The organism is Gloeomargarita sp. SKYB120 (assembly GCA_025062155.1).
Classification (GTDB): Bacteria; Cyanobacteriota; Cyanobacteriia; order Gloeomargaritales; family Gloeomargaritaceae; genus Gloeomargarita.
Genome location: JANXAM010000004.1, coordinates 82,025 through 104,627 on the forward strand (window position 1 = coordinate 82,025; position 22,603 = coordinate 104,627).

The 22,603-nt window shown below is 58.2% G+C and carries 21 protein-coding genes and 1 tRNA gene; 11 read left to right on the top strand and 11 right to left on the bottom strand.

What is annotated here, in order from left to right; translation table 11 throughout:
• Window positions 1-60 precede the first annotated feature (60 nt).
• From adhE to NZ705_02965, 5 genes are all read left to right on the top strand, one after another.
• Window positions 61-2,706 carry a bifunctional acetaldehyde-CoA/alcohol dehydrogenase gene (gene adhE, locus NZ705_02945; GenBank protein ID MCS7291917.1) on the top strand — a complete coding sequence of 882 codons (2,646 nt, stop codon included), beginning with the start codon at window positions 61-63 and terminating at the stop codon, window positions 2,704-2,706.
• An 11-nt stretch (window positions 2,707-2,717) separates the two neighbouring features.
• The gene (locus NZ705_02950) at window positions 2,718-5,453 is read left to right on the top strand and encodes a bifunctional acetate--CoA ligase family protein/GNAT family N-acetyltransferase (protein ID MCS7291918.1); all 2,736 of its coding nucleotides are present in this window, start codon (window positions 2,718-2,720) and stop codon (window positions 5,451-5,453) included.
• Between the two features lie 608 nt (window positions 5,454-6,061).
• Window positions 6,062-6,199 (top strand): hypothetical protein, encoded by a 138-nt coding sequence (locus tag NZ705_02955; protein MCS7291919.1) that lies wholly within the window; start codon window positions 6,062-6,064, stop codon window positions 6,197-6,199.
• 298 nt (window positions 6,200-6,497) lie between these two features.
• Complete coding sequence (locus tag NZ705_02960) at window positions 6,498-6,740, top strand: hypothetical protein (GenBank protein MCS7291920.1); 243 nt, start codon at window positions 6,498-6,500, stop codon at window positions 6,738-6,740.
• A gap of 20 nt (window positions 6,741-6,760) precedes the next feature.
• Window positions 6,761-6,943 (top strand): hypothetical protein, encoded by a 183-nt coding sequence (locus NZ705_02965; protein ID MCS7291921.1) that lies wholly within the window; start codon window positions 6,761-6,763, stop codon window positions 6,941-6,943.
• Window positions 6,944-7,275: 332 nt separating this feature from the next.
• Here NZ705_02965 and NZ705_02970 read toward each other — a convergent pair whose 3' ends face one another.
• The 6 genes from NZ705_02970 to NZ705_02995 all read right to left on the bottom strand — a co-directional run bounded on the left by NZ705_02970 (window position 7,276) and on the right by NZ705_02995 (window position 10,854).
• Window positions 7,276-7,644, bottom strand: coding sequence for a PIN domain-containing protein (locus NZ705_02970; protein MCS7291922.1), 369 nt, complete (start codon window positions 7,642-7,644; stop codon window positions 7,276-7,278).
• A complete protein-coding gene (locus NZ705_02975) occupies window positions 7,628-7,855 on the bottom strand; it encodes a hypothetical protein (GenBank protein MCS7291923.1) in 228 nt (75 codons plus the stop codon). Before NZ705_02975 ends, NZ705_02970 begins: the two co-directional genes overlap by 17 nt.
• Window positions 7,852-8,043, bottom strand: coding sequence for a hypothetical protein (locus NZ705_02980; GenBank protein MCS7291924.1), 192 nt, complete (start codon window positions 8,041-8,043; stop codon window positions 7,852-7,854). Before NZ705_02980 ends, NZ705_02975 begins: the two co-directional genes overlap by 4 nt.
• A gap of 283 nt (window positions 8,044-8,326) precedes the next feature.
• Window positions 8,327-8,626, bottom strand: a complete 300-nt coding sequence (locus NZ705_02985) for a hypothetical protein (protein ID MCS7291925.1) — start codon at window positions 8,624-8,626, stop codon at window positions 8,327-8,329.
• Window positions 8,627-9,453: 827 nt separating this feature from the next.
• Window positions 9,454-9,525 (bottom strand) — tRNA-Gly (locus tag NZ705_02990).
• Between the two features lie 30 nt (window positions 9,526-9,555).
• Entirely contained in the window at window positions 9,556-10,854 is a 1,299-nt protein-coding gene (locus NZ705_02995) for a hemolysin family protein (GenBank protein MCS7291926.1), read from the bottom strand.
• A gap of 36 nt (window positions 10,855-10,890) precedes the next feature.
• Here NZ705_02995 and NZ705_03000 point away from each other — a divergent pair, with 36 nt between their 5' ends.
• From NZ705_03000 to NZ705_03010, 3 genes are all read left to right on the top strand, one after another.
• Window positions 10,891-12,210 (top strand): TrkH family potassium uptake protein, encoded by a 1,320-nt coding sequence (locus NZ705_03000; protein MCS7291927.1) that lies wholly within the window; start codon window positions 10,891-10,893, stop codon window positions 12,208-12,210.
• Window positions 12,211-12,232: 22 nt separating this feature from the next.
• Window positions 12,233-12,931, top strand: a complete 699-nt coding sequence (locus NZ705_03005; GenBank protein MCS7291928.1) for a TrkA family potassium uptake protein — start codon at window positions 12,233-12,235, stop codon at window positions 12,929-12,931.
• Between the two features lie 122 nt (window positions 12,932-13,053).
• Window positions 13,054-13,740, top strand: a complete 687-nt coding sequence (locus NZ705_03010; GenBank protein MCS7291929.1) for a DUF4349 domain-containing protein — start codon at window positions 13,054-13,056, stop codon at window positions 13,738-13,740.
• Here the strand turns inward: NZ705_03010 and purF are convergent.
• Entirely contained in the window at window positions 13,737-15,155 is a 1,419-nt protein-coding gene (gene purF, locus NZ705_03015; protein ID MCS7291930.1) for an amidophosphoribosyltransferase, read from the bottom strand. The two genes, NZ705_03010 and purF, sit on opposite strands and share 4 nt — an antisense overlap.
• A 214-nt stretch (window positions 15,156-15,369) precedes the next feature.
• Here purF and NZ705_03020 point away from each other — a divergent pair, with 214 nt between their 5' ends.
• Genes NZ705_03020 through NZ705_03030 form a run of 3 tightly spaced genes read left to right on the top strand, consistent with a single transcriptional unit; the run spans window position 15,370 to window position 20,131 of the window.
• Window positions 15,370-16,071 (top strand): SpoIID/LytB domain-containing protein, encoded by a 702-nt coding sequence (locus tag NZ705_03020; GenBank protein ID MCS7291931.1) that lies wholly within the window; start codon window positions 15,370-15,372, stop codon window positions 16,069-16,071.
• A gap of 46 nt (window positions 16,072-16,117) precedes the next feature.
• Entirely contained in the window at window positions 16,118-16,258 is a 141-nt protein-coding gene (locus tag NZ705_03025) for a hypothetical protein (protein MCS7291932.1), read from the top strand.
• 9 nt (window positions 16,259-16,267) lie between these two features.
• On the top strand, window positions 16,268-20,131 hold the full coding sequence (locus NZ705_03030; protein MCS7291933.1) for a response regulator: 3,864 nt from the start codon (window positions 16,268-16,270) through the stop codon (window positions 20,129-20,131).
• Here NZ705_03030 and rplT read toward each other — a convergent pair.
• The 4 genes from rplT to rplS form a co-directional block, all read right to left on the bottom strand.
• Window positions 20,128-20,478, bottom strand: coding sequence for a 50S ribosomal protein L20 (rplT, locus tag NZ705_03035; GenBank protein ID MCS7291934.1), 351 nt, complete (start codon window positions 20,476-20,478; stop codon window positions 20,128-20,130). The genes NZ705_03030 and rplT overlap by 4 nt on opposite strands.
• A 9-nt stretch (window positions 20,479-20,487) precedes the next feature.
• Window positions 20,488-20,688: a 50S ribosomal protein L35 gene (gene rpmI / locus NZ705_03040; GenBank protein MCS7291935.1), complete on the bottom strand. Its 201-nt coding sequence runs from the start codon at window positions 20,686-20,688 to the stop codon at window positions 20,488-20,490.
• 59 nt (window positions 20,689-20,747) lie between these two features.
• The gene (locus tag NZ705_03045) at window positions 20,748-22,139 is read right to left on the bottom strand and encodes an NAD-dependent malic enzyme (GenBank protein MCS7291936.1); all 1,392 of its coding nucleotides are present in this window, start codon (window positions 22,137-22,139) and stop codon (window positions 20,748-20,750) included.
• 73 nt (window positions 22,140-22,212) lie between these two features.
• The gene (gene rplS / locus NZ705_03050) at window positions 22,213-22,569 is read right to left on the bottom strand and encodes a 50S ribosomal protein L19 (GenBank protein ID MCS7291937.1); all 357 of its coding nucleotides are present in this window, start codon (window positions 22,567-22,569) and stop codon (window positions 22,213-22,215) included.
• Between the last annotated feature and the right edge of the window lie 34 nt (window positions 22,570-22,603).

Genomic DNA, 22,603 nt, shown 5'->3' on the forward strand with positions numbered 1-22,603 from the left:
TGCTAAATCAAAGGGGATGATATAGCGCGTATTGGGATTTGGTATCAGGAGGAACAGACCATGCGAGTAACCAACGAACAAGAGTTAAATGAATTGATTGCCCAGGTAAAAATTGCGCAGGAGCAATTTGCCCGTTTTTCCCAGGAGCAGGTGGACCGGATTTTTCACCAGGCAGCGATGGCGGCCAACGAAGCCCGGATTCCCCTGGCGAAAATGGCGGTGGAAGAAACGGGGATGGGCGTGGTGGAAGACAAGGTGCTCAAAAATCACTTTGCCGCTGAGATGGTTTACAACAAGTACAAAGACACCAAAACCTGCGGTGTGATTGAAGAAGACCCCCATTTTGGCATTAAAAAAATTGCTGAACCCGTGGGGATCATTGCCGGGATTGTGCCTACCACCAACCCCACATCGACGACCATTTTCAAGGCGTTGATTGCGCTCAAAACCCGTAACGCCATTATCTTTTCACCCCACCCCCGCGCTAAACGCTGTACGGTTGCAGCCGCTAGCATCCTTCGCCAAGCGGCGGTGGCCGCCGGTGCTCCAGATCCGGTGATCGGGTGGATTGATGAACCGTCGGTGCCGTTGTCCCAGGCGCTCATGCAACACCCCGACATCCAACTCATCCTGGCAACGGGTGGACCGGCCATGGTGAAAGCGGCCTATTCGTCGGGGCATCCGTCTTTGGGGGTGGGAGCCGGCAACACGCCTGTCTTGATTGACGCTAGCGCCGATATTCCCATGGCGGTGAGTTCCATCCTGCTGAGCAAGACCTTTGACAACGGCATGATCTGCGCGTCGGAACAGGCGGTGATTGTGGTCGAGCCGATTTATGAACAGGTAAAGCGGGAATTCCAACACCGGGGCGCCTACATCCTGACGCCTGACGAAGTAGATAAGGTGCGGCGGATTATCTTGGCGGAAGGACGCTTAAATCCCGAAATTGTGGGCCAGCCGGTGGCAAAGATTGCCGAGATAGCTGGATTTACAGTGCCGCCGGGAACGCGCCTGCTCATCGGGGAGGTAGAAACCGTTGGGGAAACGGAACCCTGGTCCTACGAAAAACTGGCGCCCCTGCTAGCGATGTACCGCGTGCCCAACTTCTACGCCGGGGTGGCGATTGCCGCGCAGGTGGTGAATTTTGGCGGGCGAGGCCATACGGCGGTGCTCTATACTGACCCGGCCAATAAAGATGACATCGCCTACTTTGAGCAGCAGGTGACGGCCAGCCGGGTGCTGTTGAATACGCCGTCGTCCCAGGGGGCCATTGGCGACCTGTACAACTTCAAGCTGGACCCGTCGCTGACCCTGGGGTGTGGCACCTGGGGCGGCAATTCGGTTTCTGAGAATGTGGGGCCGCAGCACCTGTTGAATATCAAAACGGTGGTGGACCGGCGCGAGAACATGCTCTGGTTCCGAGTGCCCCCCAAAATTTACTTCAAATACGGGTGTTTGCCAGTGGCATTGCGGGAACTGCAAGGGCGACAGCGGGCCTTTATCGTCACCGATAAACCCCTGTTTGAGTTGGGGATGCTCAAGGAAGTGGAGCAGGTGCTGGAGGAACTGGGCATCGAGTTCCAGGTGTTTTATGACGTGGAGCCAGACCCCAAACTCAGCAACGTGGAAAAGGGCCTGGAGCGGTGCCGCAGTTTTCAGCCGGATGTGCTGATTGGGTTTGGCGGTGGGTCGCCCATGGATGCGGCCAAGGTGATCTGGCTGATGTACGAGCACCCGGAAGTGGAATTCAGTGGCATTGCTATGCGGTTCATGGACATTCGCAAGCGGGTGTACACGTTGCCGCCGTTGGGACAAAAGGCCATTCTGGTGGCGATTCCCACCACATCGGGGACGGGTTCGGAGGTGACGCCCTTTGCCGTAGTAACGGATGACCGCACCGGCATTAAATACCCGCTGGCGGACTATGCGCTTACCCCCACCATGGCCATCGTGGACCCGGAACTGGTGATGCACATGCCGAAAAAACTCACAGCCTACGGGGGGATTGACGCCCTGACCCACGCTTTGGAGGCCTACGTGTCGGTGCTGGCGACGGAATTTACCGAGGGGCTGGCGCTGGAGGCCATCAAGTTGCTGTTTACCTACCTACCCCGGGCCTACAAATACGGCGCCAAGGACCCCGTCGCTCGGGAAAAGGTGCATTACGCGGCGACGATTGCGGGAATGGCCTTTGCCAATGCCTTTTTGGGAATTTGCCACTCCCTGGCCCACAAGTTGGGTTCCACATTCCACTTGCCCCACGGCTTAGCCAACGCGCTGATGATTGCCCACGTGATTCGCTACAACGCCACCGACGCCCCCTTCAAACAAGCCATTTTCCCGCAGTACACCTACCCCCACGCCAAGCAGCGCTACGCGGAAATTGCTGATTTTCTGGGACTAGGGGGGCGCACGGAAGATGAAAAGGTAGAGCGCCTAGTGGAAGCGGTAGAAAACCTGAAGCGGGAGTTGGAGTTGCCCATGTCCATCAAGGAGGCCTTGCCTGATAAGGAACGGGAGTTTTATGAGCAGGTGGAACAGATGGCCGAACAAGCCTTTGACGACCAATGCACCGGCGCCAACCCCCGCTATCCCCTGATCCGCGACCTGAAGGAGCTGTACGTGCTGGCCTACCAGGGCTGCCGGCTCGAGAGCGTGCTCTACCACCGGGAAGAACCCCTAGCGCTGGCAACAACCACGAATTAGGGGGAGGAGCGATGGACTTGGCAACGCGCTTACCGGTGCCAGAGGGGGTCTCGGACATTTGGCGCACCCAGCCCCGCTCGCCCCTGGAGGCCATCCTGCGTCCCCGGACAGTGGCGGTGGTTGGGGCTACAGAACGCCCTGGGAGTGTGGGCCGCACCCTGCTGTGGAACCTGATCAGCACGCCGTTTGGGGGAACGGTGTTTCCCGTCAATCCCAAACGTCCAAGTGTGCTAGGGATCAAAGCCTACCCCCGCATCCAGGACGTACCCGACCCAGTGGATTTGGCGGTGATTGCCACGCCGGCCCCAACCGTTCCCGAGGTCATTGCTGAGTGCGCCCAAGCCGGTGTGAAAGGCGCCGTGATTGTCTCGGCGGGGTTTCGAGAAACAGGAGCTGAAGGTCTGGCGCTGGAGCAGCACATCCGGGCCAACGCCGGTTCCATGCGCATCATCGGCCCCAACTGCTTAGGGGTGATGAATCCCATCATTGGGCTGAACGCCACCTTTGCCAGTGCCATGGCGCGCCCCGGGACGGTGGGGTTTATTTCCCAAAGCGGAGCGCTGTGTACGTCCATCCTGGACTGGAGTTTGCAGGAAAACATCGGGTTTAGCGCTTTTATCTCCATCGGCAGCATGCTAGATGTGGGCTGGGGAGATTTGATTGATTACCTGGCCGACGACCCCCACACCAAAAGCATCGTGCTCTACATGGAGTCCATTGGCGATGCCCGCTCATTTCTCTCGGCGGCGCGGGAAGTGGCCCTAACCAAACCCATCATTGTGCTCAAGGCGGGGCGCACCGAGGTTGCAGCCCAAGCGGCAACTTCCCACACAGGCGCCTTGGCCGGGAGTGATGAAGTTGTCAGTGCGGCTTTCCGGCGGTGCGGCGTGTTGCGCGTCGATAACATTTCCGACCTGTTTGACATGGCGGAGGTGCTCTCGAAGCAGCCCAAATTACCCCAGGGGAATCGGCTAGCAATTGTCACCAACGCTGGGGGACCCGGGGTGATTGCCACTGATGCTTACTTGCACGGCGGAGGACAACTGGCGAACCTGGCGCCCGAGACGATTGCTGAACTGAATCGCCTGTTGCCGCCCCACTGGAGCCATGGCAATCCGGTGGACATCTTGGGGGATGCCGATGCCGAGCGTTACGCCCAGGCTCTAGAGATTGTCAGTCGCGACCCCAACAGCGACGCCATCTTGGTGATTCTCACGCCCCAGGCCATGTCCCAGCCTACCGAGACCGCTAACCGGTTAATTGCCTGCGCGCAACAGAGTCGCAAGCCCATCCTGGCCAGTTGGATGGGGGGTGAAAGCGTGGCACCGGCGATGAATGCGTTAAACGCGGCGGGCATTCCCACGTTTAGTTATCCCGACACCGCCGTTCACATCTTCAACTACATGTGGCGTTACAGCCGGAATCTACGCGCCCTGTATGAAACGCCGCAATTGCCGCCTGATTCCGACGAATTCACCCCTGACCGCCCGTTGGTGCAACGCCTTTGTACGCAAGCGCTTCAGGCCGGCCGCACGCTGCTGACGGAATACGAAGCCAAACGAATCTTGAGCGCCTATGGAATTCCCACCGTGCCGACGGCAGTAGCCCACACCAGCGATGAAGCAGTGACCATCGCCGAACAGATGGGGTATCCGGTGGTGCTGAAATTGCTCTCGGAGGTCATCACCCACAAAAGCGACGTCGGCGGTGTGCAATTGAACCTGCGCGATGCCGAGGCGGTCCGGGCGGCCTTTGAACAAATCCGCACGCAGGCCCAGGCCTACCATCCCAGTGCCTTCCAGGGGGTCACGGTGCAACCGCTGGTGCGGGGTCCCGGTTACGAACTCATCGTGGGCAGCAGCGTGGATGTGCAGTTTGGGCCGGTCATTTTATTTGGAAGCGGCGGGCAACTGGTGGAGGTGTTTCAAGACCGGTCGCTGGGATTGCCGCCCCTGAATAGCACCCTGGCCAAGCGTCTGATGGAACGCACCCGCATCTACCAAGCCCTGCAGGGCGCTCGGGGACAACGGCCAGTGGATATCGAAGCGCTCGCCCAATTACTGGTGCGTTTTAGCCAGTTGGTCGTCGAGCAACCCCAGATTCAGGAAATAGACATCAACCCCCTGTTTGCTTCGGCGGACCAGTTGCTGGCTCTGGATGCGCGGGTGGTGTTGCGCCAGGGAGACCCGCCCAAGCTGGCGATTCGTCCCTATCCCACCCAGTACATGAGCTGTTTCACGCTCAACAACGGCCTGCGCGTCACCCTGCGTCCCATTCGCCCGGAAGACGAACCGCTGCTGGTGGAATTTCACAAATTGCTCTCCGAAGAAAGCGTGTATATGCGCTATACCCACCTGCTGAAACTGCAACACCGGATTGCCCACGAACGACTGACCCGCATTTGCTTCATTGACTACGACCGGGAGATGGTGCTGGTGGCCGATTACAAAGACCCCGCCACGGGACAGCATCAGGTTATTGGGGTGGGGCGTTTCAGTCGCTACCACAACTCCGACAACGCCGAATTTGCCATGATTATTGCCGACCGCTACCAGCGTCAGGGACTGGGTACGGAACTGCTTCGGCGACTGATTGACATCGCCCGGGCCGAGAATGTCCGGCAACTAGAGGCTTATATGCTTCCCCACAACATTGCCATGCGCAAAATCTGTGAGCGACTGGGGTTTGAACGACAACCCACTAGCCACGCTGACGAACTGGTTTACGTCCTGAAGCTGCAACCGTGAGGGGCCCGGCGTCCCCAAGCGGAAAACACCGGAGCGAACCTGAGGGGTCTGTTGTGTCAGGGGACACCGGCGCTTTCATCCTAGCAATCTTCTGAGGAGTGCTACCCCTCCTTGAGCAGTGGCATGCCCGATGGGCGCAGGACCAGGTTCATCGTCGCTCGCACATCCCCTTCACAATACTCCTTAATTTTTGGCAAGTTTCTCTCCCGCCAGTACAGTTCATCTGGCTGCCATCCATATCGACCTTGGGGCTTGGAATTTTGAATAAACGCGCCAAAAGCGCCAAGCTCGTATGATTCTTCATTTCGCCAAACCTCTACAACTCCATCGTATCCACGCGAAGAATTTCCTAGGGTTTTTTGCCGTGGTTATTGAGTTGTCTATAGCAAAAAACATTTGAGCTGGCGTGTTTGAGCAGCGGGCAAGGCAAAAGCGTCAAGGCCTCTAGTTGTAGCTCATGCCAAACATTGTGTGCTTAGCTATAGGAAGGGGAAAGATGCCATGGATCAACATCCAGCGGGCCAGTGCTGGGCAATCAAATTCCTTGATATAGCTAAAAACACTTAGTCTGACGTAGAATAAGGGTGATAGGTTACGGAGTGATGTCTATGCCTTACAGCACAGACTTACGTCAGAAAGCCATTGAAGCGGTCTTGGGGGGTGCAACACTCGTCGAAGTGAGATATCGCACGTTACAACGCTGGCTCAAGCAATGGTCTGAAACCCGGTTACCAAAAGGGGCATAGTCATAAATTTCGCAAGTTTGTCGAAGCAAATTCCAGTCTGACCCAAAAGGAAATGGCGGCTAGTATGACGATTTGTAGGGCGCTTAAAAGACGAGCAAGAGCGGCAAGCATATCTCGGGAAAATGAAGGATGTGAAGTCGGAAGAAGTCGTCTACATAGACCAATCCGGCATTGACCAGCGAGCAAAAGGTGAAAGGGTTTATGGGAAGAAGGCGGGTGGGATATGATGGGTGGTGATTATCTCGGGAGACTCATCGAGCCATTAACCTGGATAGGGAGCTGCAATTTACAGGTAGTTTTGACTTGGTTGACGGAGTGGTTATTACCAGTGATTGGTCCTGGTAAAAAGATAGTGATGGACAGGCGGCGGTTAGGCAAGTGGTGGAAGCGGCTGGGTGTGAGTTATTCACCCGATTTGAATCCAATCGAACAGGTGTGGTGTCGGATTAAGCAAAAGGTGCATAAGTTACAGGTGAGTCCAATCGAAAATCTGCAATCTTTGGTCAATGAAACTATCCGTAGCTTATGTCAAGTTTTGTGATTTTAGCTATAGAATGCGCTATGGAATCGTCTATCTTTCCACTCCCTGCGGATGTACAGGACTTTGTAGCCTGTTCCTTAGAGAGCCTGGCTGGACAAAACGAGTCTCCCGATGTGGACACCCTGAGCAAGTGGGAGTACCAGTTAAGTAAACTGGCTGCCCTGCTGCACCAGGCCAGGCGGCAATCCCTGGTGATGAAGTAGTTACCACCCCAAGACTTTCAGCATCAGGTGCTTACCAAGCTATGCCACACCAACACTCGCCTGGACAAAGCGGCTAGGTACGGATGTGCGGGCTACCGTCCAACAGGTGATTTACCGTCAGCCGCACAGTGATTGTTGCAGTGGTCACGGCGGTTGTCTTTGCCTTGCTCCGGCCCCAATAAAAAGTGAAATTGCTTTTGGGGTGTAAGTAAGAAAAGCCTGCGGGCCGCGCGCCGCAGTCGAAAAAAGTCCCAAAAAGTACCTAAGTGGCGGGACTAGCGGCAATTCTAAACTTTTTGTGATTTGCCCCCCACGTGCCATTATTCGACTCCCTACGAAGGACAGTAAGCAAGCTGCAAAGACTGGGCAACTGTCAGGAGACGTTTATCCCTTGTCCAAAGCTGGTATTGCGTCTGGGCTGTCGCAGCTAGCAGGTGAGCATCTACCCAGCCAATCCCACTCCCCATGAGTTGATGCCGCTCGACAAAATCTAACACTCGCTCATGACTCACTAGGGGAAGACTAGGTAAGTCCCGCAGAAAACTCAAGACTCGGTGGCGATTCTTGAAATTACCCAGCGCTAGTTCACCGATAATCATTTCGTGGATGCACACACGGCTTGTTTCTAACAGGTTTCTCAGCACGGGATTACCACTACGGAAGTAGTCAATCCAGATAGATGTGTCAACGACTATCTTCATGCAGGCTATCCCACCGGCGACGGGGTATGTCTTGCAAATCCGGTTCAGTTCCTTCTAACTCCAACAGGGCTTGTGCCGCTTGCTTTGCCCGCATCTCCGGCGCATATTCTTCCACAATGGTTACTAGGACGCGAGCCGCTGCAATGTCCGGTTGCTCGCCTACCCAGTGAATCTGTCCATCCCTGTAAATCGCTTCGTAGGTTTTCATCATACCGTCCCTTGTTGAACAAGACGCTCAATCAACTGCTTGAAGTCACTTTCTATGTCATAAACGGAAGTCAACTCAGCAAATGCCCAGCGGCCATAGATGCCCAGCCTGTTGACTCCAGGAACCCACAGGGTGCGCATCGTTGTTGCCTTCCCCTTGGCATCTTCGAAGACAACCGTTGCTCTAATCATACAGGCGGAACCCAGTTGGGCGACTCATCTACCGCTAGGAGCAAGTAGTACTGTCATGCAACGGGCACCTACTGCACCAGGGCCTTTGCTACGGGACTTCTATAGCCGAGCCATCTATGGTTGTCAGCCCTAGGGTCCCAGAGCACGGCCCCGCCTTTGGGTTTTCTCTCCTCTCTCTGACAAACTAAAGCAGCTTAGCTATAGCGCTTTGCCAGCCAGCAATCGCTTTAGGTGTCCAAGGGGCATCCCCAATCTACCCAGCCTAGCGTTATTGGTTAGGGGGTTAAGCCTGGTGAATCGCTGTCAGAACCTTTTGCTGCAAAGACGATTCCAGTGCCGTCCAAATCCGACGCTTTACTGCTGGGGGCCAATCGCGAAGCCAATCCAAACAGATTTCCGCTAGAGCTTCTGGTGAGTCTTGACAGGTTTCCAGCAAGCGAACCACAGCTTCAACGTCAGCAAGTGTGGGTTTGCGCCAGGGTTTGGGTTCGTACAGTCGCAAATCTCGCAGGGGTACCCGGTGAGTAATAGCTTTCCACTGGGATGAGTCCAGCACGGCTGTATCTCCCTGCAGCGCCTTCACAAATAACCCCTGCCCTTGGTGGGCCCGCGTCTATAGCTAAGCTATCTATACTGGTCATCTTCTAGGTTGCAGGGCGCAGCTTCGGCTTGGGTTTTCCTATCATCGCCCTGACAAACTGAAGCGGCTCAGCTATAGGACGCGCTTCAGCTTTCCATCAGCTCCGACGTAAACTACTCGCGCACCCGATGTAATTTCTGCGGCAACTTGCAAATGAGGGTCCCCAGAGTCCCCATGTACTGCATTTTGTGCTTCTGTGGCCCTATTCATCGGCGTTTTAGGATTGTAACTCTTCCTGTTACCCAGAGTCCCCGCGAGACTCCCCAGCGTCCCCGTTGGCCAACCCGGGTAAAGTCTTGGGAGATGTCGGTGGGGCTAATGGGAACTCCCCGGTGACCCCAAGATTTGCGCAGAGTCCCCGTTCTACAGCAGGCTTAACATCGGCGTTTCCGACGTTATTGTCATTACACGGTGACCCTGGTGACCCTTCTTTCCAACTCAGCCCCCAAATGAATGTCGTGACTGTATCTTGTCCACTCGTCCGAGAGCGCCGCCACCCGCCCGGCCACAAGACGCCGGTTCATCGGCTATCGGCTACCCCTAAGCCCCGCCAGTGAAACCGCGCCTGTAAACGCCCATTGGAGTTAATGAGTACCACCGCCCCCTTGGGCGCCCGCTTCATCGGTGTAACCCTACACTTGACTACACCAATCTTACACCCAAAATCCTGTAACACACTACGGTTTTGTACTAATCCTTACTTTTGATGTACTAACAGCGTTTTCGGCTAGAGTCTCGTCTGGTACGGGTTTTGGCGGTTTGATGGGGGAAGCGGGCGATGGGACTCGAACCCACGACGTTCAGCTTGGGAAGCTGACATTCTACCACTGAATTACGCCCGCAACTTTCTTTTATCTATCGTAGCATCTAGCCTACTTGGAGAGTTGCGGACAGGTAATCAACACCTTGTCCACACGGTTACCGTCCATATCTACAATTTCAAACTCCAAGCCAGCCCACTCAAAATGCTCCGCCACCCGGGGAATGTGCCCCAAATGGTCAATGATTAACCCAGCCAGGGTGTGGTACGAGCGGTTTTCGGGCAGTTCGGGAATGTTAAACAGTTCCTGGAATTTCTCGATCCCCATCAGTCCATCCACCAGCCAAGAACCGTCCTCTCGCTGAATGGCTGTGGGTTCGTCCTCGTCGTCGGTGGAGGGAATCTCGCCAATGATCGCCTCCAGGATGTCCTTGAAGGTCACCAGCCCCTGGACCACGCCGTACTCGTCCACCACCAGCGCCATTGGCGAACCGGATTGCCGTAGCAATTCCAACACCTTGAGCACGTGAGTGTTTTCTGGGACGTAAAGGGGGGGACTCAGGTGCTGGGTTAGGTCAAAGGGTTCTCCTCGCAATGCCTGGGCTAGCAAGTCCTGGGTGGATACAATTCCCACCACATGGTCCAAATCTCCCTGGCACACCGGAAATCGAGAATAGCTGTGGTTGCAAATTTCCTCTTGGTTTTTGCTGGGGGGGTCCTCCAGGTCAAGCCACACAATGTCGGGGCGGGGGGTCATCAGGGCGCTGATGCGCAGTTCATCCAACCGAAAAACCCGCTCGACCAAATCCTGCTCTGACTCAGCAAACGTTCCAGCTTCTGTGCCCTGCTGCAAAAGGAGTTTGATTTCCTCTTCGGAAACCTGGGGTTCCCGCACTGGCTGAATCCCCATTAGGGTCAAAATGGCCTGGGCCGACCAGCTCAAGATGGCAATCAACGGCGCCATCACCCGCGAAAGCCAGGAAAGCGGCGCAGCCACGAGCATGGCAATCGGTTCGGGATAGCTTAGCCCCACCTGCTTGGGCACCAGTTCCCCAAAAATTAGGGCAATGTAGGTGCTGCCGATAGCCACTAGCAGCGTGGAAAGCACATGGGCGTAGGGCGACAAAACCGGAATCTGGGCTAGACTGGCTTGCAGGTGATTGCCCAGCGTCGCTTCCCCAAACGCACCAATCAAAATGCCCACCAACGTAATCACGATTTGGATGGTGGACAACATGCGGGTGGGATGGCCGGCAAGGTCCAAAACCAGTTGGGCGCGATGGTCGCCTTCGTTTGCCTGTTGCTGGAGCCGGGTTTTGCGAGCCGACAGGATCGCCAGTTCTGACATGGCAAATAGACCGTTAATAAGCGTCAGAACCAGGATCAGGCCAAGCGCAGACCAACTGTTCATGTATAAAGGGTTAGGAAGCCACCCTAGTACCCCATTATGACCCCAGCCCGCACCATTTGTCTCGGTTTTCTGCTGGTAATTAGCGTGGGGACACTCCTGCTCGTTGGCCCCTGGGCCACCCAAACCCACCAGTGGAGCGATCCGGTAACCGCCCTGTTTACCGCTACTTCCGCCGTTTGTGTCACGGGACTTTCGGTGGTAGATGTTGGTACATATTACTCGCTGTTTGGACAAATCATACTGCTGTTGTTAGTGCAAATTGGCGGTTTGGGTTACATGACCTCCATGACCCTGTTGTTCATGGCGTTGGGGCGGCGGTTCCGGCTCAAGGATAAGTTAGCCATCCAGCACGCCCTGGACCAGAGTGGCATTGGCGGGATTCAGGGGCTATTGCGGTTGATCCTGGCGGCGACAGTGCTGATTGAGACGCTGGGGGCACTGGCCCTGTGGTCGGTGTTCCGGCGGGAATATGGCTGGGGACGGGGGCTATGGCTGGCAGTTTTTCACAGCGTCAGCGCCTTTAACAACGCCGGGTTTAGTTTGTTTCCCGACAGTTTAATGCGCTATCAACGGTCGGGACCGGTAGTGGGGGTGGTTTCGGCCTTGATCATGCTGGGGGGCATCGGTTATCCGGTGCTGTCGGACCTGTGGCATTGGTTCCGGCGGCGCCAGGCGGTGAGTCTCAATACCAAAGTGGTGTTGACGACCAGCGGGTTTCTCTGGGCCGTAGGGATGCTCCTACTTTGGGCGGTCGAGGTGCGCAACCCGGCCACTTTGGGGCGCTTACCCCTGGCCGGCCAGTGGTGGGCGGCTTGGTTCCACAGCGTCACGCCCCGGACTGCCGGTTTCAACACAATTGATGTGGGGCAAATGACGGTGACCGGACTGGTCATTACTATGGTGTTGATGTTTATCGGCGCCAGTCCAGGGGGAACCGGCGGGGGCATCAAAACGACCACTGTGCGGGTGCTGGTGCGAGCCACGCGGACCATTCTGCGGGGCCATGAGGAAGTGATTATGTACGAACGGGAAATCCCGCCGGTGCTGATTTACAAAGCCATTGCTGTGCTCATCGGGTCGCTGGGAGTGGTAATGCTGATGGTGACTTTGTTATCCATCACCGAGGCTGGCCAGGACCACGGGTTTTTGGCGCTGTTGTTTGAGGTGGTGTCGGCATTTGGCACAGTTGGGCTGTCTACTGGCATCACTGGGCAGTTGACGGTTCCAGGCAAGTTGTTGATCGCGGTGACGATGTACGTGGGACGGGTGGGGGTGTTGTTGCTGATGGCGGCCATCGTCAGTGAACCCCGCCCCCTGCGCACCCATTACCCCGAAGAGACTTTTTTGGTAGGGTAGAGCTAGGGACCCGAGGGAGCGCATGCAGGCGTTTTGGCAGCGCCGTCGCCACCAGCAGGGGCGCCAGTTTGGGGTCATTGGCCTGGGACGCTTTGGCCGGTCGGTCTGCCGTACCCTCAAGAGCATGGGCTGCGAAGTCCTAGGGGCGGACAAAAGGGAAGACCTGGTGGCGGCCATTGTGGAAGAAGGGATTGTGGACCATGCAGTGGAACTGGACACCACAGACCCCAACGCCTTGAAGGAAGCGGGCTTTTTTGAATTTGAAACGGTGATTGTCGCCATCGGCAACTACATCGAACAGAGCGTGATCACCACCTTAAATTTGCGCGAAGCCAACGTGCCGAATATCATTGCCAAGGCATCATCGGACATTCACGGGCGGTTGCTGGAGAAAGTGGGAGCCACCCGCGTGGTTTACCCAGAAAAACAAATGGGGGAACAACTGGCCCGCTCCCTGGTGCGTCCCAACATCATCGAGCGGCTGGAGGTAGACCCGGAAAACAGCATCGTGGAGGTGCGGGTGCCGCCGGCATTCGTGGGCAAAAGTATCGTGGACCTGAAGCTGCGCAACGAGTACGGGATCAGCGTGATTGCTGTGGGTCGTCCCGGTTCCCATTTTGAAATCAATCCCAACCCGACAGCGCCCCTGGAAGAGGGCATGATGATGTGGGTGATTGGCAGCAACCACGACCTGAACCGGCTGATGGATTTGACCCAATGAAGCGCCTGGCGCTGGTGCTGTTAGGGCTAGGGCTGGCAGGTTGCACGAACCTCCAGACAACAAAGGCTCCTCCCAAATTGGCTATTGAACAGTCTGTCCCCACAACAACCAGGACGGCAAGAGTGCTCGCGGTACCTACCCAGTTGGTCAAAACTGCCAGCCTGTCCCTGCAAGTCGCGGATGCCACTGCCGCCAGCCAACGGGCCATCACTTGGGTGCGTCAAGCCGGTGGGGAGCTGTTGAACTTGGAAGACAGCGGCATGGTGGGGGACGTGCGCCGGTTAAGTTTGGAACTGCAAGTGCCCGCTCCTCAGTTGGAAACCATGCTGGAGCGTTTGACAACGTTGGGCACCCTGGAGAGCCGGCAAGTGACCGCCGAAGACGTGAGCGACCAACTGGTGGATTTGAACGCCCGCCTGCGCAATCTCCGCCGGACGGAAGCGATGCTGCTGAAGATCATGGAGCGCTCTGGTTCAGTCGGGGACGTGCTCAAGGTGGCTCAGGAGGTCGCTCGCGTGCGGGAGCAGATTGAGCAGTTGGACGCCCAGCGGGTGAACCTGCAAAACCGCGTGCGCTACGCCCGGATTCAGGTGCAACTGGCGGCTACCCAAGTGAAAGCGCCTTCTCTGGGTGACCGTCTGGGGGAAACTTGGGGACAGGCCACGAGTGCTCTGAGTCAGTTCACTACCGGCGTTCTCCAAATCGCCCTGTGGACGGTGGTGTTTAGTCCCTACTGGCTCCCAACCGGCCTAGGGCTTCGGTGGTTCTACCGCGTACTCCGGCAACGACGCCCCTCGCCCGGCCCCTAAACCCGTTCCAGCATGAACTTCGAGCGTTTGAGAGTGTCAGGAACCGGAATCGGGTAATTGCCGGTGAAACAGGCCGAACAAAACTGCTGGGGGGACTGACCCGTGGCGCGGAACATGCCTTCCCAGCTCAGGTAAGCTAGGGAGTCCACCTCCAAATGAGCGGCAATTTCCGGCACTGACTGGCGCGCGGCAATCAGTTGGTCCTGGTTGTCCGTGTCAATCCCGTAGAAGCAGGGGTGGGTCACTGGCGGCGACGAAATCCGCATATGCACCTCGCGCACGCCCGCTTCCCGCAACGCCCGCACCAATTTCCGGCTGGTGGTCCCCCGCACGATGGAATCGTCCACCACCACCACTCGCTGCGACTGCAGAACATCCCGCAGCGGGTTGAGTTTCATGCGAATCCCCGTTTCCCGCATCGTCTGGGTTGGCTGGATGAAGGTGCGTCCCACGTAGCGGTTTTTGATCAACCCTTCGGCGTAGGGAATGCCGCTGGCGTGGGCGTAACCAATCGCGGCAGGCACCCCCGAATCCGGCACAGGAATCACCAAATCCGCATCCGCGGGGGCTTCCTGGGCCAAAATTTCCCCCAACCGGCGCCGGTAGGTGTAGAGACTGTGGCCCTCCATGATGCTGTCGGGGCGGGCGAAATAGATCATCTCAAACACGCACAACTTGCGGTTGGCCGGTTGCCACTGGCCGCTGGTCAAGCCTTCCGGTGTGATCCACACCCATTCCCCCGGTTCGACCTCCCGCAGGTAGTCCGCTCCGATGATGTCCAGGGCGCAGGTTTCCGAGGCCAGCACCAACCCCTTTTCCCCTAGGGTCCCCAGCACCAGCGGGCGCACCCCATAGCTATCTCGCAGCCCGAGAATTCCCGCTGGTGTGCCGATGACAACGCTGAAAGCTCCTAAGCACTGCCTAGCCATTTGCACAGCACCGGTGACCCAATCGGCCCCTGCATCCACCGCCTGGGCCAACAACTGGGCCATGACCTCCGAATCCGTCGTGGCCTGGAGGGGATAGCGGTCGGTGGGAAGCGCACGCCGCAGCTCCAGGGTGTTGATGAGATTGCCGTTGTGGGCGAGCGCCAAGGACCCCAAACGACTGGAAACCACCACCGGCTGGGCATTGACCACTCGGCTGCTCCCGGTCGTGGAATAGCGGTTATGCCCAACCGCCCACTGCCCCGGTAATTGCCGCAGGATGTCTTCCCGGAACACCTGCGAAACCAGCCCCATCTGCTTGTAGCAGTACACCTGTCCCCGGTCAAAAGTGGCAATGCCGGCCGATTCCTGGCCTCGGTGCTGCAGCGCGTAGAGACCGAAGTAGGCAAGCTTGGCCACTTCTTCCCCCGGCGCGTACACGCCAAAAACGCCGCAGGCTTCTTCCGGTTTGTCGGGCGGGCTGGTCATAGTGCAGTCACCGAGATTACTTTTAACCCAATCTTAACAATAAAGGCGCTCCCCTTTTTAGGGTACCGCTGTGGCTGGGTCCTGACCACCAACCCGCCGTTTCGTTCTATAGTAGGAGTCGGGTGTGAGGTCGAAGGCTGTGCTGCGCAAGGGGTGGTGGGCTGTCCTTTGGCTCTGGATAAGTTGGGCCACGCCAGGGTGGGCGACAGTCACAATGCGGGTTTTTTTACGGCAGACCTACCAGCCGCTGACGCTGGGGACTTCAACCCCTGGCCAGGTGGTGGATGCCTACGGGCGACTGGTGGCTACCCTGCCGCCGCTTAGACGCCTAATTGCCCAAGCTCACAACGGCGAGGTGACCATCGCTGGGCAACGGGGGCCGTGGTTTTGGGTGCTACCGAGCAGCGGTGGGTATGTCTATGCGGGTGACGGCTGGTATCGGGGGCGGCTGTTGCTGCTGGCGCGTAACGGTTTGAGCGTGATCAACTATGTGGACCTAGAGGAATATCTCTACAGCGTGGTGGGAGCGGAGATGTACGCCCACTGGCCAGCGGCAGCCCTACAGGCCCAAGCGGTGGCTGCGCGTTCTTATGCCGTCACCAAGCGCTTGCAACCGGCGGACCGGTATTACGACCTGGGCACCACCGAGCGCCATCAGGTGTACCGAGGATTGCGCTCCGAACAGCCCAGCACGCGGGCGGCGGTGGATGCCACGCGCGGGCAAATTCTCACCTACCGGGGGGGCATTGTCCTGACCCAGTACGCCGCAAACGACAACATCGTGCGAGACGTGTTTGGAGGACGGGGCATGAGCCAACGACGGGCCTACGAGCTGGCGAAACGGCAGTACAACTACCTGCAAATTCTTGGCCACTTTTTCCCAGGAACTCGCCTGGGGCGTATTCAGGGGTACTGAGCCTTTTCGCTATGATGGAAAGGTAAAAACGTCACAGGTCAAGGGAATGGCGGCGGAAATTTGGAGTCACGCAGCGGTCATTGCGGGGATGGTGCTGGTGGGCGTGGCCAGTGGGTTTGTGTTGATCAAACTCACGGGGGAATCTTCCGCTGGACGGCTGTTTAAAATTACGGGCAAACAAGAGTAAACGGTGCCCATGGCTGACCCGCCTGCTGACGACATCCTGGCTTGCTTTCGGGCCGAAGCACCCCAGCTATTGGCGGAATTGGAGAAGGGTTTGTTGAATCTACGGCGGGAGCGGTCAGCGGCGGCTTACTACCGTCTGATGCGAGTGGCCCATTCCCTGAAAGGGGGCGCAGCCAGCGTCGGGATGCACAGTATTCAGACCTTGGCCCAGCGCTTGGAGGAGGTCTTGCAAATCCTAACCGTGCGTCCTGAAACGGATGTTGACGCCATCGAAGATTTGTTGCTGCAGGGCTTTGACTGTTTGCGCTTGCCCCTGGCCCAGTGGCTGAAAACGGGGGTGTGTGACGCCGAGCCGAGCCTGCGACGGGCTGAGGTGATTTACCCGCAGTTGACGGAACGGTTAGGGCCAAAACCCCAGGCGGTGGAACCCTTGACATCGCAGGATTTGCAGGTGGACCTTGTGCAAACCCTGTTGGAGACAGATATTGCCCCTAAAATCCAAGAAATTCGCGGGTTATTAAGCCAACCCCACTCCCCCCTGCTGGTGGGAGAACTGCGGGCACAATTCGACGTGCTGGCGGGGTTGGGGGAAATGCTGGATTTAACGGGATTGACTCGCATCAGTCGCTTGGCCTTGGCGGCCTTGACCCACCATCCCGAGCAGGCGTTGACCATTGCCGAGATGGCGCTGCGGGACCTGGAAGCTGGAGGGCCACAAGCAGCGCCGAGTCCTGAGCTGGTGGCCTGGAGTGAATCTCTCGGATCCCCAACCGACGTCGAGCGGGTGGCCCTGAAAGAAACCCCTATTCCGCAGGAGCAGCCAGCCCTGGCCGACAACGGGGGTGCACCGTTTCCAGTATCCCTGTGGGAGGAAATCGCCAATCAACCGACCGAGTTTGACCCAACGGCGCAGGGCCGGGTGGCCGAGACTGCGACTTCCCTGGGAGAAGCAACCGGTTTGGAGTGGTCGTCAACCGCAGATGCGCTGGCACCGGCGATGAGCGATGCATCCACTGCTTGGGCTAGTGGCACGCCCATCGAACCGGCTCCGGCAACGGCACCTGCTGGAGACGTTGAACCGATGCCCGATACGTCCCTATCCCTTTGGGAGGAGTTGGGTCGTCTCGAATTCACCGAATCCCAGGCGTCTGACACGCCGCCACCTGGTGACCAAACTGGAGCTGAAGCTACGGCGGATGGGTTCTGGACCGGCCCGCCTTTGCCGCCGCCCACGGAGACCAACGCGGACGCGCTGGCGTTTTTTGCCCAGGAGGCGCAGGAGTTGCTCCAGACGTTGGAAACCGGTCTGCTGGAGTTGCGCCAGCACCACGACATTCCCCATATCCATGCCCTGATGCGGGCGGCCCATTCCCTTAAAGGAGGGGCGGCGACGGTGGGTTGGACGGTGGTGCAAGGGATTGCCCATCGCCTGGAAAATGCTCTGCAAGCCCTGTACCACTGGCCAGGGGCGGTGGACCTGTCCCTGGAGGAGGCGCTGCTGCGGGCGTTCGACAGCCTGCGCCACCCGTTGCAAGCGCAGTTGGAGGGTCTGGAGCTAGACCCGAAGACGGTGCTCCAGCAAGCTGAGCAGGCCTTCCGGCCCCTTGAAGCGATGTTGGGTGCTACGGCATCCGCCCCTGCGCAAACCTACGTGCCTTCGTCCCAGGATTTGGGGGTGGACATGACCGCCACCATCTTTAGCGGCGATGTGCAGCAGGGGTTAACCCGTCTGGAGCAATGGCTGGCCCAACCGACACCGGACGACCTCACCGAGGTGAAAACCCAGTTGGAGGTTCTGGCCAGCATCGGAGAACTGCTCAACTTGGCGGGCTGGCGGGCGATTTGCCAAACCGGTCTCCAGGCGCTTGCCCAGCATCCAGAACAGGCAACGGCGATTGTGCCGGTCATCGTGCGGGATTTGCGCCAGGGCTACGCGCAGGTCATGGCAGGCGAGCGGGCGTATGGCGGTGCGGTCAGCCCCGAATTGCAGGCGTTTGTGGAACCAGAGACCGCGCCCCCACCGGTGGCAGAAACGCCGGCGCCGACCAGTCGCAGCGTGCGGGTAGACGTCGAGCGCTTGGAACGCCTGAACAATCTCATCGGCGAACTGGTCATCCAGGAGAACGGGGCGCTCTTGTACCAGCAACAGCTCCAGCAGCTGGTGCAGCGGTTTAACCAGCGCCTGCACAAGCTGGAAACCCTCAGCCGGTTATTGCAGGATGCGGCGGACCAAGCGACACTGCTATCGCCTCAAACCGGCGGCGGGCAACCGGCGTTGGACCCCCTGCAGATGGACACCTACAGCCCGCTCTACAGCTGGGTGCAGACGGTGATCGAGGAGGTGGCCCAGGTAGCGGAGATCATGCGGGATATGGGCTTGGTCACCCAGCAGGCCCAGGAGCAGTGGCGCAAAAAGCAGCAGACCCTTAAACACATCCGGAGTGATTTGCTGTGGATGCGCATGGTGCCCCTAAACGACCTGCTGCAACGCTTCCCCCGCCTAATCCGCGATTTGAGCAGCCAGTATGGGAAGCAGGTGCGGCTGCGGCTGGTGGGGGCCAACACGTTGGTGGACAAGGCGGTTTTGGAAAAATTGAGCGACCCTCTTGTGCATCTGGTGCGCAACGCCTTCGACCACGGGATTGAACCGCCAGAGGAGCGCCGCCAGCGGGGGAAAAACCCTGAAGGAACCATCGAGATTCACGCTTATTACCGGGGTAATCAAACCTACATCGTGGTGCGGGATGACGGGCGGGGCATTGATTTTGAACGGGTGCGCCAAAAAGCAATAGAAAAACAACTGTTGACCCCCGAACAGGCGGTCCAGGCAACGCAGGAGGAACTCATCAACTGCCTGTTTACGCCTGGCTTCTCAACGGCCCCAACCGTGAGCGATCTGTCGGGCCGGGGTGTGGGTTTGGACGTGGTGCGCTTGCAAATTCAAGCCCTGAAGGGCACGATTCAGGTGCATAGTGAGCCAGGGCAAGGCACGACCTTCACCCTGCGGTTGCCCCTGACCTTGACGATTACCAAGCTGCTGGTGTTTCGGCTGGAGCAGCAGTTGATGGCGCTGGCGGTGGATAGCTTGGCGGCGATTGTCCGTGTGCCGGATGAGGCATGGCTGACGGTGCAGGGACGGCGGTTGTACCGGTGGCAAGGGCGCTTGGTGCCCCTGATTCCCCCGTCGGTCCTGGCGTACCACTATCCGGTGCGGTGGAACCGGGCGACGCCGCCAGCCGAGCCTTTACCACTGGGGCAAACCCTGTTGTTGCTCAGCGTTGGCGACGCAGTTTATGGGCTGGAGATTGACCAGATTGTGCTGGAGCAGGACTTGGTGATCAAGCCCTTGAGCGGTCTGTTTCCCGCGCCCCCTTACGTGTATGGCTGTACGATCTTGGGAGATGGCCAGCTAGTGCCAGTGTTGGACGCCACAGCGCTGGTGCAGCACTGGCTCCGCACGCCGGAGCTAGGCGTTGTCACGCCCCCAACACCTGTGCGCACCCTCGGCCAAACCGAAATCCTGGTGGTGGACGATTCCCTGACGATGCGGGGGATGTTGACCAAAACCCTGAGCAAACACGGCTACCAGGTGTACACGGCGGCGGATGGGCGGGAAGCCCTGGACGTCTTGGCGCAGCATCCAGGGATCAAGGCCGTCTTTTGCGATGTGGAAATGCCCCGCATGAACGGGTTTGAATTTCTAAGCGTTTGTCGCCAGCAGGGACGCTATCCCGATTTGCCCATCATCATGCTGACCTCGCGCGCGGGGCAAACCCATCAGCAACTGGCAAAAGCCCTCGGGTGCAGCGCCTACTTGACCAAACCCTACCTAGAACCCGAGTTGTTGCAAACCTTGCGCCAGCTGACCGGTTAACCCGCCTGTTTCGCCGCCTCCACCACCTGGGCAAAGGTTTCGGGGTCAAGAATGCTCATCTGAGCCAGCATTTTTCGATTGAGGGCGATGCGGGCCTTGTGCAATTGCCCAATGAACTGGCTGTAGGACAAGCCTGCCAGACGGGTGGCTGCATTGAGCCGTGCGATCCACAGGCGGCGAAAATCCCGTTTTTTCTCGCGCCGGTGCCGGTAGGCATAGCGCAGGGCCTTCATCACCCGCTGGTTGGCGGTGCGAAACAGCACCGATGCTGCGCCCCGAAATCCCTTGGCCAGCTTGAGAATTTTTTTCCGTCGCTTCCGGGCGACATTTCCCCGTTTGACGCGCATGGCAACCCCCTACTGCACCAGCATCAACCGCACATTGGCCAAGTCGCTTGCATGCACCAACACCTTGTGGGCTAGCCGCCGTTTGCGTTGACTGGACTTTTTCTGCAACAGGTGATTGCGCATACTCTGCCGCCGCAGAATCTTGCCGCTACCCGTCACCTGAAACCGCTTGGCCGCCGCCTTCCGGGTCTTGAGCTTTTGCTTCGACATGGCCCTCACCAAAGTCATAGAGATCAATTATACAGTCAACGCCCGAGCCATCGCAAGCGCTACTTGGCGGTGAGACCGGCTTCGCGAGCCGCTTGGGCGACCGCCTGGGCCACGGTGGGCACCACCCGCGAGTCAAACACTGACGGGATAATGTACTCCCGCTGCAACTCCTGGGGGCTGACCAAACTGGCAATGGCTCGCGCCGCCGCTAAGTACAGTTCTGGGGTCAATCGCCGCACTCGACTGTCGAGCGCCCCCCGAAAAATACCCGGAAACGCCAGCACATTGTTGATCTGGTTGGGGTAATCGCTGCGGCCCGTGGCGATCACCGCCACCTTATCTTCAATCCACTCCGGCTGGATTTCCGGCACCGGGTTGGCCAGGGCAAACACAATCGCGTCAGGCGCCATGGTACGGACCATGTCTGGGGTGACTGCGCCCGGCACGCTCAACCCCAAAAACACGTCGGCCTCCACCAGCGCCTCGGCCAGGGTACCGGTTTGGGGCACAGCAAACGCTTGTTTCATCGGATGCAGGTCGTTCCGCTGCGTACTGACAATGCCCTGGGAGTCACACAGGACCAACCCTTGGGCGCCCGCCCGTTTCAAGAGCGCCGCCACCGCTAAACCCGCCGCACCCGCCCCGTTGATGACAATGCGCACCCGTTCCAGGGACTTGCCGACCCAGCGCAGGGCGTTCAACAGGGCTGCGAGCGTCACCACCGCCGTACCGTGCTGGTCGTCATGAAACACCGGCATATCCAACTCCTGTTGCAGGCGTTGTTCGATCACAAAACAGCGGGGTGCGCTGATATCCTCCAGATTGATGCCCCCAAACACCGGTGCCACATGCTTGACCGTCTCCACGATGGCCTCTGGGTCCTGGGTATCGAGGCAAAGGGGAAACGCATCAATGCCGGCGAATTCCTTGAATAGCATGGCTTTGCCCTCCATCACCGGCAACGCAGCGTAAGGCCCTAGGTTCCCTAGCCCCAGCACGGCGCTCCCGTCGGTGACAATTGCCACGCAATTTTGCTTGATTGTGAAGCGGTAAACCTGGTCGGGGTTTTGGGCGATTTCGGCGCAGACCCGCCCGACACCAGGGGTGTAGGCCATCGCCAGGTCCGCCCGATTTTTCAGGGGAATTTTGCTCTGCAGGTGAATTTTGCCCCCCTGGTGCAATTTGAACGTCCGGTCGTCCACGCTCAACAACCGCACCTGGGGCAAGGACTTGAGGGTAGCGATGATTCGTTCCTCGTGCTCTGGGCTGGTGGCATCAATCGTGATTTCACGGATGGCGGTCTGGCGGGTTTGCTCGATGAGAGTGATCGGCCCCAAGTTGCCGCCAGCTTCCCCAATCGCCTGGAGAACCGAGGCCAACTGCCCCACCCGGTTTGGGATGGCAATGCGTACCGTCAGGCTAAAACTAGGGCTGGGGGTCAGGGCAGTCATGGGAGGTGGATGATGCAGGAATTCCGTTGTCAACCCTAGCGTAGGCGGACCAGGTAAACCGTTCAGCCCGAACCTAGATGTCAAACCGCTGTTTCAGGCGAGTCGCCTTGCCCACCCGTTTGCGCAGGTAGTACAGCTTGGCCCGCCGTACCACTGACTTCCGCAGCACTTCGATACTGGCAATGCGCGGGGAATGCACCAGAAAGACCCGTTCGACGCCGACTCCTTGAAAGGTCCTGCGCACCGTGATACTGAGATTGACCCCTGTACCGCGCCGGGCAATCACCACGCCCTCGTAGGGTTGCACCCGTTCCTTGCCCCCTTCTTGGATGACCACTCCCACCCTGACCGTGTCCCCCACATCAATTTGGGGCACATCCGACTTGAGATACTCGGCCTCAATGGACCGGATGATTGCCTGGGCGTTCATGACCTAACCCCCCTACGCCAAACTCCAATCATAT

Excerpts from the sequence above, each read along its gene's own strand:
- purF (MCS7291930.1), bottom strand. The coding sequence starts at position 15,155 with ATGACCAGCCCGCCCGACAAACCGGAAGAAGCCTGCGGCGTTTTTGGC.
- NZ705_03025 (MCS7291932.1), top strand. The coding sequence starts at position 16,118 with ATGGCGGCGGAAATTTGGAGTCACGCAGCGGTCATTGCGGGGATGGTG.
- NZ705_02965 (MCS7291921.1), top strand. The coding sequence starts at position 6,761 with ATGGAATCGTCTATCTTTCCACTCCCTGCGGATGTACAGGACTTTGTA.
- NZ705_03020 (MCS7291931.1), top strand. The coding sequence starts at position 15,370 with ATGCGGGTTTTTTTACGGCAGACCTACCAGCCGCTGACGCTGGGGACT.
- NZ705_02970 (MCS7291922.1), bottom strand. The coding sequence starts at position 7,644 with ATGAAGATAGTCGTTGACACATCTATCTGGATTGACTACTTCCGTAGT.
- NZ705_02975 (MCS7291923.1), bottom strand. The coding sequence starts at position 7,855 with ATGATGAAAACCTACGAAGCGATTTACAGGGATGGACAGATTCACTGG.
- NZ705_03005 (MCS7291928.1), top strand. The coding sequence starts at position 12,233 with ATGCAGGCGTTTTGGCAGCGCCGTCGCCACCAGCAGGGGCGCCAGTTT.
- NZ705_03045 (MCS7291936.1), bottom strand. The coding sequence starts at position 22,139 with ATGACTGCCCTGACCCCCAGCCCTAGTTTTAGCCTGACGGTACGCATT.
- adhE (MCS7291917.1), top strand. The coding sequence starts at position 61 with ATGCGAGTAACCAACGAACAAGAGTTAAATGAATTGATTGCCCAGGTA.
- NZ705_02995 (MCS7291926.1), bottom strand. The coding sequence starts at position 10,854 with ATGAACAGTTGGTCTGCGCTTGGCCTGATCCTGGTTCTGACGCTTATT.
- NZ705_02980 (MCS7291924.1), bottom strand. The coding sequence starts at position 8,043 with ATGATTAGAGCAACGGTTGTCTTCGAAGATGCCAAGGGGAAGGCAACA.
- rplT (MCS7291934.1), bottom strand. The coding sequence starts at position 20,478 with ATGCGCGTCAAACGGGGAAATGTCGCCCGGAAGCGACGGAAAAAAATT.
- NZ705_03030 (MCS7291933.1), top strand. The coding sequence starts at position 16,268 with ATGGCTGACCCGCCTGCTGACGACATCCTGGCTTGCTTTCGGGCCGAA.
- NZ705_02955 (MCS7291919.1), top strand. The coding sequence starts at position 6,062 with ATGCCTTACAGCACAGACTTACGTCAGAAAGCCATTGAAGCGGTCTTG.
- rplS (MCS7291937.1), bottom strand. The coding sequence starts at position 22,569 with ATGAACGCCCAGGCAATCATCCGGTCCATTGAGGCCGAGTATCTCAAG.
- NZ705_03000 (MCS7291927.1), top strand. The coding sequence starts at position 10,891 with ATGACCCCAGCCCGCACCATTTGTCTCGGTTTTCTGCTGGTAATTAGC.
- rpmI (MCS7291935.1), bottom strand. The coding sequence starts at position 20,688 with ATGTCGAAGCAAAAGCTCAAGACCCGGAAGGCGGCGGCCAAGCGGTTT.
- NZ705_02950 (MCS7291918.1), top strand. The coding sequence starts at position 2,718 with ATGGACTTGGCAACGCGCTTACCGGTGCCAGAGGGGGTCTCGGACATT.